Here is an 11,807-nt window from a genome sequence, read left to right on the forward strand (position 1 = left end):
TAAAAGAGCCCTTTTCTATAAATACACACTTATGAAAGATAGAATAAAGATGATCATGGAGAGTCAACACATGACTCAGCAGACCTTCGCTCAGTTCATTCAAATGTCACCTGCTTCACTGAGTAGTATTTTTAATGGTAGAACCAAACCTACCCTCACGATTGTTGAGGCTATAAAAAATAAGATCCCTTCATTATCTTTGGAATGGCTTTTATCAGGTACTGGACCTATGTATATGGACCAAGTTTCGACATCTGATGTTACTGAGCATAATGAGGCTTTACCATCCCAAGATGGTATTATTGATTTTGACTCACAACAAGACAGTCCTACTCTATCTCTTTTTGAACAACCAAATATACAGAGTGTAAATAATACACCAATTACTAAAACTAAAACTGAAGTTAAAATAATTGACAAACCACAACGAAAGATATCAGAGATAAGAGTGTTCTATGATGATAAGACATGGGAGACTTTCGTTCCTCAAAAAGGTTAGATCGTTATTAGCCTATGCAACTTTTATGGTATCAGAATAATATAAGTTGCATAGGCTAATTTATGCCAACCTATTTTATTTCGTATTAGGCTTTGTACTACTTTCGATTATTATATTATGTAGTTTTCACCTAAACAATAAAATTTAAAAAAACCTTTTTTATTTTGTATTGTGTTCAGCTTGCACTACCTTTGCATAAACATTATTGCAAAAAGCAAAGATGAAAAAATACGTTCTAGACCTTACTGTCAAATCAGTAGAGGCTCTGAGTGCTAAGCATGTTCTTATTAAGCTTACTTCTGAAGAGACTTTACCAGAGATGACACCGGGACAATTTGTGGAAGTTCGTGTTGACAATTCTCCGTCAACATATCTTCGCCGTCCCATTTCAATAAACTTAGTTGATTATAATCTTAACGAATTATGGCTGCTTGTTGCCATGATTGGTGACGGAACTCGCCAATTAGGAAAACTTCATGCTGGTGATAAGCTAAATTGTCTTTTCCCTTTGGGTAATGGATTTACTATGCCAGTTGACAAAAGCGAGAAGATTTTGCTTGTAGGAGGTGGTGTTGGCGTTGCCCCTTTGTTACATTTTGGCTGTGAAATACGAAGAATGGGTGGTCAGCCAACTTTCTTGTTAGGAGCAAGAAGCAAGTCTGATTTACTTGAACTCGAATATTTTGAGAAGATTGGTCGTGTCTTTGTTACAACTGAGGATGGAAGTCTTGGTGAAAAGGGATTTGTGACTAATCATTCAATATTGCAGAATGAAAAGTTTTCTCGAATAAGTACTTGTGGTCCTAAACCGATGATGGTGAGTGTTGCACGATATGCGATGTCAAATAACATAGAGTGTGAGGCTTCACTTGAAAATAATATGGCATGTGGTATTGGTGCTTGTTTGTGTTGTGTAGAGAAGACAACCGAAGGGCATGTATGTGTATGTCAAGAAGGCCCAGTGTTAAATATTAAGAAACTATTATGGCAAATCTAAATGTAAAAATAAATGACCTTGTATTGAAGAATCCTGTAATGACTGCTTCAGGAACTTTTGGTTATGGAATTGAATTTGCTGATTTAGTTCCTTTGGATGAACTGGGTGGCATTATAGTAAAAGGTACAACGTTACATGCGCGTGAAGGAAATGATTATCCTCGTATGGCAGAAACAGCTAGTGGAATGCTCAATTGTGTTGGACTGCAAAATAAAGGAGTAGACTATTTTTGTGAGCATATATATCCACAGATAAAGGATATAAACACGAATATGATTGTTAATGTAAGCGGAAATGATCCTGAAACATATGCTGAATGTGCCGCACGTATTGATGCCCTAGATAGTATCCCTGCTATTGAATTGAATATCAGTTGTCCAAATGTTAAGCATGGTGGAATGTCTTTCGGTGTAACTTGTGATGGTGCAGCTAGCGTAGTCAAGGCAGTTCGCAATGCATATCATAAAACTCTTATTGTAAAGCTATCGCCAAATGTAACTGACATAACATCAATTGCACGCACATGCGAGGAAGAGGGTGCTGATGCTGTTTCTTTGATAAATACACTAATGGGAATGGCAGTGGACATAGAGAAGCGCGAACCTATGCTTAGCATACGTACAGGTGGATTAAGTGGTCCTGCTGTTAAGCCTGTTGCACTAAGAATGGTTTACGATGTTGCTCATGCGGTAAACATTCCTGTAGTTGGGCTTGGTGGAATAAGCAATACTAGCGACGCAATAGAATTCCTAATGTGTGGTGCTACAGCTATAGAGATTGGTACATCAAACTTTGTAGATCCAACTGTAACCATTAATGTGATAAATGGTATAAATGATTGGCTAGACTCACATGGCTGCAAGAGTATAAACGAGATAATTGGTGCTATTAAAGATTAATAATATTGATGCTTATCGGATTTTTCGATTAAAAATATTATCTTTGCACAAGTTAAATTATATAATAAGGTAATAATGGACAATAACCAAAACAAGTACATCGCCGTTTCATATATGTTGTATGACGTGACTGATGGCAAGCAGGAACTGATTGAGCAAACTAGCGAAGATCGTCCTTTCGATTTTCTAAGTGGTTTCAGTTTCACTCTTCCTGCATTTGAAGAGGCTGTAGTTAATTTAAAAAATGGTGAAGATTTTGAGCTTACACTCACACCAGATCAAGCTTATGGAGAACATATCGAAGAGCATGTGTTGGACTTAGATAAGCAGATATTTTCTATCAACGGAAAGTTTGATTCAGAACATATTGTTGTAGATGCTATTGTTCCTTTACAGAATGAAGATGGCAATCGTTTCAACGGACATATTCTTGAGATTACTGACGATAAGGTTAAGGTAGACCTTAATCATCCTTTGGCTGGAAAGACTTTAAAGTTTGTCGGCAGTATAAAAGAAAATCGTGATGCGACAAATGATGAAATAGGAAAATACATGAACATGGTCAATGGAAACGATGGTTGTGGTGGCTGTAATGGTTGCGAAGGCGATTGTGAAGGTGGTTGTGGAGATGAAAAGAAAGATGGTGGCTGCTGTGGCTGTCATTAAAATAAATAAAGAGCGCTTCATTTCTATGGAGCGCCTTTTCTGTTTTTAAATATTAACCATTATGAGAAATAGTTTCGGCAATATATTTACTCTTACTACGTTTGGCGAAAGTCATGGTATGGCTGTCGGAGGTGTGGTTGATGGTATGCCTACTGGTGTTGATATAGATTTGGACTTCATACAGAAGGAACTCAATCGCAGACGTCCTGGACAGAGTAAGATTACAACAAGTAGAAATGAACCTGATAAGGTCGAGATTTTCAGTGGAGTCTTTGAAGGTAAGTCTACAGGTACGCCAATAGGATTTGCTGTTTATAATACTAATCAGCATTCTAACGATTATGACAACATGCGTAGTCTTTTTCGTCCATCGCATGCTGATTTTGGATACTTCAATAAGTATGGCATCAGAGATCATCGTGGAGGAGGACGTTCTTCTGCGCGTATAACTATAGCACGTTGTGTCGGAGGTGCGCTAGCCAAATTAGCTTTGCGTAAATTGAATATTGATATAAAGGCATATACATCGCAAGTCGGAACTATTGAGTTGGATAGAGATTATACAAAGTACGACCTTAATTCCATTGAAGATAACATCGTGCGTTGTCCTGATTCGGATAAGGCTAAGCAAATGGAAAAACTTATTTCTGAAGTAAAGGCTGATGGAGACACAATAGGTGGAGTCATCACATGCGTAATTAAGGGATGCCCTGTAGGATTAGGTGAACCAGAATTTAGCAAGTTGCATGCCCAGTTGGGATCTGCAATGTTGGGAATAAACGCTGTAAAAGGATTTGAGTATGGCGAGGGATTCCATGGAGTGGTAGCTCGCGGTAGCCAGCAGAACGATGTTTTTGCAAGTTCTGAGGGAACAATAACAATGAAAACAAATCATAGCGGAGGTATTCAGGGGGGAATAAGTAACGGACAGGATATATATTTCCGTGTCGCTTTCAAACCCGTTGCAACTCTGTTGATGAAACAAGATACTGTGGATCTCAATGGTGATTCCACAACAATAACAGCTCGTGGGCGCCATGATCCATGTGTGCTTCCAAGAGCAGTACCTATTGTCGAGGCTATGGCAGCCATGGTAATTTTAGATAATTACCTTATTAATAAGACAATACATATATAGGTAACAAAAGCTTGTTGACCAAATAATATACTTGTTGAGGATAAATCGTGTAGGTTTATCCTCAATTTCTATTTATAAAGGTATGTATTATTATACTTTTCGCTACAAAATAGCAAATTACTATAGAAATGAAAGCTATTTCTTTGATTTAGGTCAAGAAATGTTGCTGTTTGCGCAAACAGTGTGATAAAATGCTTGCGAGATAAATAAAAACATCATATCTTTGCAATGTCTTACAGAGATAAAGACATTTAGGATAATAACAGATGTATAACAGAGCCTCAGGATAATAGGTAATAAAAGAGGTTCAAAAAGATGAAAGGTAAAAAGATTATGAAAAAGATTATTTTGACATTCGTTGCTCTTATGAGCATGACAACAATCGCATTCGCAGAAGGTGAAGATGCAAAGGCAACAAACACAGTAGCAGTTTATGACATGACAGTAAACTATGGTAAACTTGCAGATGCTCTTGGACTTTCAATGGATCAGCTAGAAAGCGTTGAGGATGTACACAAAACATTCTGTGTGGAAATGATGAACGCAGCTAACGCTTCTAAAGATGAGCGCAAGCCTATGGTTGACAAGGCAATTGAGAAGAATCTTAAGTACATGCACTACATTCTGAATACAAATCAGTATCGCAAGTATCTTCTTCTTCTTAACACCACAATGAACAACCGTGGTTTGAACAAGTAAAAAGAAATAAGATTAAGAGAGAGAATAATTAAAGGCTACATGTCTGTTTTAACAGATATGCAGCCTTTTTTCATGTCCGTAGGTTTCTATGTTTACATAAGCATAGGGACAAGATATTTAGATAAACAGTAACCTCCAACAATTAGCCAGCAATATAATATAGAGGCAAGTAGGAATGGTTTGAAGCCTGCTTTCTTAAATTTCTCTATACTTGTTTCTGCTCCAAGTGCTGTCATCGCAATAGTAAGCAAGAAGGTGTCTATATTGTTTAGGAATGTTACTATTGATTCTGAAAGTAAACCTAAGCTATTAAAGCATATCACTATAAGAAACAATATTGCAAACCATGGAATCTTTATCTTTCCACGTCCAAATTCATCACTTTCAGGATTGCGACGAGCTTCACGAGCTACATTCCAACTAATTACCAACAAAACCGGAACTAACATCATTACACGTATCATCTTCACAATGATGGCTGAATTTGATACTGTTGTACTCATTGCGTTTCCTGCACCAACAACATGTGCCACTTCGTGAATTGTAGCACCAGTCATAATGCCCATCTGGTCTGGTGTTAAATCAAATATGCCGCTGCGAAAAAGAATAGGGTAGAGAAACATTGATATAGTTCCAAATATAACCACTGTTGATACTGCAACTGCAGTCTTATATGGTTTTACTTTTATAGCAGATTCTACTCCTAGTATTGCTGCTGCACCGCAAATTGCACTGCCAACCGAAGTGAGTAATGCTATTCCGCGATCCATTTTTAATAATCTTCCGATTAATACTCCTCCGCATATCGTCACTACAACTATTATGGCGTCCATACATATTGCTGGAAGTCCTACTGCTGTAATGTCCTGGAAAGTTAATTTGAATCCATACAGTATAATACCAAGTCTCAAAATTCTTTTAGAACAGAATGCAATACCTGGTGTCCATGTTTCTGGAAGGTTGTTGCGTAAACTGTTTGCGTAAAGCATACCTAGGATGATACCCACAATCATTGGTGAGAAAGATATAGCCTTGGCCATGTCTGTGCCACCGATGTAAAAAGCTGCGCATGCGAAAAGAGTCATAAGAAGTACTCCGTGTAGCATGCTGCTGCGTTGTTCTGATAATTTCATAATACTTATCTTTATTTGTTTTTATCGCATGCAAAGATAAGTAAAAAAGTCGTTGAGTGTTTATATATTATAACTATGCCTTATAACTATCGGTTATAAAGTGCTTGAATATTTTTTGCAGTCCAATACTTTCACCTCGCTTTTCAACATAAGCGAAGTCACGCATCATCTTCAGTCCTTTTAGTTCGATAATCTTGAATCTGTTTTCTAGTAGTTCATGACTAACAGCCATTATCGATATTATTCCCATTGTTTCAGTGTGTTCTACAAAATGCTTGATACCTTCAGTAGTTCCAAAACTCATGACGATGTTAAGATCAGAAAGTCGCAAATTGTTTTGGTGCAAATAATTCTCTATCACTTGCAGTGAACCTGAACCATGTTCACGAATAACTATCGGAGTCTTTTTAAAGGTATCAAAGTCAATCTCATCTAGTTCAGACATTTTGTTACCTTTGCAAACAATAGCAACAAGTTCATCTTTCATTATGTTGGTATATTTTAGTTCCGGCTGTCTACTTATACCTTCGACCATACCAACGTCTATACGCCCATCTTTAAGCAACTGCTCTATATTTCTTGAGTTATCCGAAATGGTGTTTATATTTATGTCTGGATATTTTTGCATGAATTTAGCCAGCATTTCAGGTAGAATGTATTGAGCGATTGTAGTACTCGCACCAACTCTTAGGCTTCCACCGTATTTTTTCTGGATATTGTTCATGTCAAAGTTCATCTTCTTGTATTGCTGAATTATTATTTCAGCATTGTCCAGAAGAATCTTTCCTGCTTTTGTGAGTTGTATGCGTGTACCCATACGTTCAAAAAGGCAAGTATTGTATTCACACTCCAGTTCTTTGATGTGCTTACTTATAGCTGGTTGACTTATGAACAGTTCCTGTGATGCTTTCGTGAAACTTAGGTTACGAGCGACACTTAGGAAAACATTAAGACGTGTATCTATCATTTTGCAAAGATATAGTAAACATAATACAATGCAAAATTAAAATGAAATTTTATTTTTATAGTTTTATCCTTTGCAAAAATCATTTATATTAGGCGTATTATATAGCTATAACAAGTTCTTTGAATGCCATAAATCACATGTAGTAATGATTTCATAACACAGCTTAACATAAGTATAACTCCACATGAACGTCCGTCTGCTAAAGTGCAGACAATTATTCTATTTTTTATAAAGAAGTATTTATCTTTTTTTGTGCATATTCTTTCGGTGACATTCCAAATTCTTTTTTAAAGCATTTTGAAAAATACTTTGGTGTGTTGAACCCAACTTTCATCGCAATATCATTGATTTGAATATCAGGCTGTCTTTTAATAATATTACAAGCCTCTTTAAGTCGTATGCTATTGATGAATTCAATAATGCCTTGTCCTGTCAAAGCTCTCAACTTATTGTATAGGGTGGAGGAACTCATCATCATATCACTGGCGAAAGTTTCTCTGTTATATTCTGTATCCGTTATATTTTGTCTTACGCATTGCATCGCCTTTTCTACGAAAGTCTTGTCTGGATTGCTATAGTGCATCTCATCAATTTTATCTATTTCAGTTTGTTGTCTGAATCTTTCACGTATTCTCATTCTATTGGCGATAATGCTGTCTATGCGCAATTGGAGATTTTCGAGTTTGAAAGGTTTTGTTATATAGTCATCTGCTCCTGTTTCATATCCCTTATTTTCGTCAGTATCACTGGTCTTTGCCGTAAGCATAATAACAGGTAGTTGTGCGAAATCTTTGCTGCCCTTTATTTTCTTAGTAAGTTCCATTCCGTCCATAACAGGCATCATCACGTCGGTAACAACAACATCCAATTCCTCCTTATTAATAATGTTAAGAGCTTGTACTCCGTTTTTAGCTGTTGCTACATGATATTTTCTGCCAAGCAGACGCTTCATTATATTCAGCAGTTGTTCATTGTCTTCAACCAGCAGAATCTTATATCCGTCTCCAGGTTGTAGTTCTCTTGTGTGCTGTGTCTCTAAAAGCTTCACTTCACTTTCGTGATTATATTTTGTCTGCGCCTTTTGTATATTTTCTTTTTCAATGCATATTTCATTTTCGCTGTAATCTTCCTTTCTAATGGGAATATTTATTGTGAAAGTTGTTCCTATTCCTGATTTGCTTTGACAGTTGATGTTGCCATGATGTAGTGTGACCAAATCATGGGTTAGTGATAGTCCTATACCTGTACCTAAAGTCTTCATCTTGCGATAGTCTCCATCTAGGAATCGTGTATAAAGATGTTTTAATTTGTCTGGTGAAATACCTATTCCTTCATCAGTAACTCTCAATATAGCCTTTCCGTCTTTTACTTCTAGCGCAACAGTTACGCTTCCTCCCTCGCGGTTATATTTAAAAGCGTTGGAAAGAAGATTAAATAGAATCTTGTCTATTTTATCAGTATCAAACCATGCGAATATCTCATTTTGTGGAATGTCCACAATCATATTATTGTGGTGAATTGAAGACATAGGTCTAATACTTTCACAGATGTCTCTTATGAATGCCGCAATATCATTCTTGCTTACTAACAATTTTAATTGTCCTGCCTGTGATTTTCTTATTTCAAGAATTTGTCTTAACAGTCTTGTAAGTCTTGATACGTTGTTTTGCATCAGAGTGTAACTGTCGTCAAATTGTGGAGCTTTGTTTCTCAATTCGTCAACGGCAGCTGTTATCACTGTCAATGGTGTCAGCAGTTCATGGGTAATGTTTGTAAACACTACTGTCATCTGAAGTCTATTCTTTGTTTTAAGATAGTTCTTATACCATCTTATTCCAAAAATCACACAAAGACCAATAATGAATATATATATAATGTAAGCCCACCATGTAGCCCACCATGGCGGCAATACCATTATCTTTATTGCGTAATCCATTTCTTGCCATTTGCCGAAACTATCTGCAGCTTTTATGTGAAGATCATAGTTACCCGAAGGCAAGTTTTGGTATGTAGCTCTTCTTCCCTTGAAATTTGTATAAGTCCATTCTTTGTCATATCCTTCAAGTTTGTAGGCATATTTATTTTGTCTTGCATTGCTGTATGTAAGCAGTGCGAATTCAATTCCGAATTTCTTTATGTCACTTGATATAGTTATGCACCTTGTATAAGCAGGATTTTCGTTAGATATAGTCCTTCTCTTTGCAGAATCAAGCTGCATATAAGGAATGTCGTTAATCAGTATGTCGGTAATGATAATATTCTTTTTAATGTTTTTCTGTTTCTCTCGGTTCCATTTTGATGGTGAGAAAGAGAAAAATCCAGTTCTACCTCCGAAGAACAATTCTCCGTTGTATTTATATGAAGAGTTCGGACTGAACATCATTTCGCCTATTCCGTCTTCGCTAGCAAAACTTGTCACCTCCGGATATGTGTTTCTTCGTATAGATAGTTTTACCAAAGCGTTATCGGTCGTTAGCCACAAATTATGATTTTCGTCTTCATTTATAGAAAAGACCCTGTCACCGTCAATGTGGTATTCTCTGTTAACAGGAATAAAACAGTCCTTTGCATTATAATATCTGAACAGCCCTCCACTGTTAGAGATTGCCCATAAAATACCTCTACTGTCTTCATAGCATGCTGTGGCATCATCTACAGCATAGTTCCTATTTAAAGGATTGTATTGTTTGAATACAATAGATTTTGTGTTATTTCTGTTTCTGCGTATTCTTATTATGCCTTCATTTTCAGTAGACAGCCATACATCTCCATTATGTGTTTGTATAATGTTTCTAACATCACATTGAGAAAAGTCCCTTTTTTCATCATGTGGTTTCAGAAGTATGCCTTTGTCGTTAGGGTATATCATTGATATTCCGCTGCGTTGTCCAACCCACATTATTTTGTCACTTGACTCAAATAGTGTGCAAACGTAGTTGTCTGCAATATATTTATGTTTCTGAGAGTTTATTATGTATGCTTTGCCATTTGGCTTTTTCACAACAATACCATAACTGCTACTTGCAAACCACATTTCTCCATTACTTCTTTTTACGATAGACGGTATTTTGGTTCCCATTACCTCTGTTGGAATATCACCAAGTCCAGGAATGTTGTTGCTGTATATGGTCTTTCCTGTAGTTCTGTTATACAGAGCAAGGCCATAAGGATTTAGTCCAAGCCAAAAGTCGTTACCGTTTTGGGTATATATTGAACAAATGGCATTAATTGAGAATTTATAGCTTTTGGTATCAATGTTCCATATATGAAACAGACTAGGATTGGTATTTACCTCTATAATTCCATAATTCAGAGTTGAAATCCATATATTACCATTATTATTGGTAGCCATGTCATTACTGAAGTTCAGATTGTTTGTCCCTGCGTATGTATAGTTTGTCCAAACTCCATTCACATCTTTTGAGTTAAGGATACTTACTCCCTCTCTGGAGCAAGCCCACATTGTATTTGTCACAGGATCTTCTATAATCTTATAGAAAGTATCAAAGTTATTTGTCGTGAAAGGATATTGATGTTTTTGAGGATTTTTTATGTTATACGGCTTATCAAGTCTGACAATACCATATCCCCATGTTCCAATCCAAAGTCTTCCAATATTGTCAAAATGCAATGAATAAGCAGAGTTGCGTTTGTTGAATTTTGGATATTGATAAAATTCATGGCTACCCTTATGAAATCTAATTAGACCGGCAGCCCATGTTCCGAATAAGATGTTTCCCTTGTTGTCCTCAATAATGTTTTTTACACTGTATGCCCCAATCTTTACTCTTTTCCCGTTAGATTGGGTTAAGTGAGTGTTTGTATTGTCAAAAGTGTAGAATGAGTCTTTTTTGCGGTCATAATATGACAAACCTTCATCAGTTCCTATCCATATCGTTCCGTCCTTTGATGTATAAAGGCAGTAAATTATTCTCTGGTCTTCCTTTGGTAGAAAGTAAGTATGAAACTCACCTGTCCTTTTGTCCATCCTTACCAATCCGTTGCGAGTTCCTATCCACAGTCTGTTGTCGTTGTCTTCTGTTATACACAATACGGTGTTATTTGGAAGAATGCCAGGAGAAAAGGCATCCGATTTGTATGTTGTTATATTATAACCGTCATACGATTTCAGACCAGAGCTTGTTCCAATCCACATCATTCCCTGATGGTCGAAGTATATACATCTCAATTCGTCAGAGGGGGAAATTCCTATTGGTGAGAACATTCTATAATTAAAGTTCTGTCCATAGGTAATAGTGAAAAATAATAAGTTTAATGTTAATAGCAAATATTTAACAGCTTTCATAATGCATAGGTTATTTTGCAAATTTACATTATTTCTTTAACACATACAAGATAAATCCCATTTTGTTTTATACTTTTTTTACATAAATGCTGTCTTTTGTATAATTCTTGTAATATAATGTTTATAGCAGTAATTTGGATATGCTTTACCTTTAAAGCAAGTTTCGTGTTAAATGCCATCAATTTTTGAACAACAAAATCAGCATTTCTTTCATATTCATCAATTTACTATGAAAAACGCATGTTTTTGCACAGTAAAAATCGCCTCTGAATCATATCCTATTTTGCATTTCATCGATAAAACGCCCAAAATACCGTCTTTTGGCTGACACCTTTTTAATAATAAAAGACTTTCTAATAGTCTGATAATCAATGATTAGACACATTGACGCTATGTTTTTTAAAAAACTACATGTAGGAAAGTACTTTAACAATCAATAAATGAAAACGGGTTAAGCATTATAGATAGTAGCTTAATTTTAAACGTTTGAAAGATTTTAATTT

9 protein-coding genes are annotated in these 11,807 nt (G+C 36.1%); 6 read left to right on the forward strand and 3 right to left on the reverse strand.

Features of this window, described 5'->3' with window-relative positions:
• The first annotated feature begins 31 nt into the window (after nt 1-31).
• From B045_RS0101940 to B045_RS0101965, 6 genes are all read left to right on the forward strand, one after another.
• A complete protein-coding gene (locus B045_RS0101940) occupies nt 32-499 on the forward strand; it encodes a helix-turn-helix domain-containing protein (RefSeq protein WP_025883666.1) in 468 nt (155 codons plus the stop codon).
• Nucleotides 500-719: 220 nt separating this feature from the next.
• Nucleotides 720-1,496 (forward strand): dihydroorotate dehydrogenase electron transfer subunit, encoded by a 777-nt coding sequence (locus tag B045_RS0101945; RefSeq protein WP_018462584.1) that lies wholly within the window; start codon nt 720-722, stop codon nt 1,494-1,496.
• Nucleotides 1,484-2,395, forward strand: a complete 912-nt coding sequence (locus B045_RS0101950) for a dihydroorotate dehydrogenase (RefSeq protein WP_018462585.1) — start codon at nt 1,484-1,486, stop codon at nt 2,393-2,395. Before B045_RS0101945 ends, B045_RS0101950 begins: the two co-directional genes overlap by 13 nt.
• Nucleotides 2,396-2,470: 75 nt before the next feature.
• The gene (locus tag B045_RS0101955) at nt 2,471-3,061 is read left to right on the forward strand and encodes an FKBP-type peptidyl-prolyl cis-trans isomerase (protein WP_018462586.1); all 591 of its coding nucleotides are present in this window, start codon (nt 2,471-2,473) and stop codon (nt 3,059-3,061) included.
• A gap of 61 nt (nt 3,062-3,122) precedes the next feature.
• On the forward strand, nt 3,123-4,199 hold the full coding sequence (gene aroC, locus B045_RS0101960) for a chorismate synthase (protein WP_018462587.1): 1,077 nt from the start codon (nt 3,123-3,125) through the stop codon (nt 4,197-4,199).
• Between the two features lie 315 nt (nt 4,200-4,514).
• Entirely contained in the window at nt 4,515-4,898 is a 384-nt protein-coding gene (locus tag B045_RS0101965) for a hypothetical protein (protein WP_018462588.1), read from the forward strand.
• Between the two features lie 92 nt (nt 4,899-4,990).
• On the opposite strand, the gene B045_RS0101970 is transcribed toward B045_RS0101965, so the two are convergent.
• From B045_RS0101970 to B045_RS0101980, 3 genes are all read right to left on the reverse strand, one after another.
• Nucleotides 4,991-6,031, reverse strand: coding sequence for a YeiH family protein (locus B045_RS0101970; protein WP_018462589.1), 1,041 nt, complete (start codon nt 6,029-6,031; stop codon nt 4,991-4,993).
• A 73-nt stretch (nt 6,032-6,104) separates the two neighbouring features.
• Nucleotides 6,105-6,998, reverse strand: coding sequence for a LysR family transcriptional regulator (locus B045_RS0101975; protein WP_018462590.1), 894 nt, complete (start codon nt 6,996-6,998; stop codon nt 6,105-6,107).
• A 226-nt stretch (nt 6,999-7,224) separates the two neighbouring features.
• The gene (locus B045_RS0101980) at nt 7,225-11,304 is read right to left on the reverse strand and encodes a two-component regulator propeller domain-containing protein (protein WP_018462591.1); all 4,080 of its coding nucleotides are present in this window, start codon (nt 11,302-11,304) and stop codon (nt 7,225-7,227) included.
• Nucleotides 11,305-11,807: the final 503 nt, after the last annotated feature.

The organism is Segatella paludivivens DSM 17968 = JCM 13650 (genome assembly GCF_000373185.1).
Taxonomy (GTDB): domain Bacteria; phylum Bacteroidota; class Bacteroidia; order Bacteroidales; family Bacteroidaceae; genus Prevotella; species Prevotella paludivivens.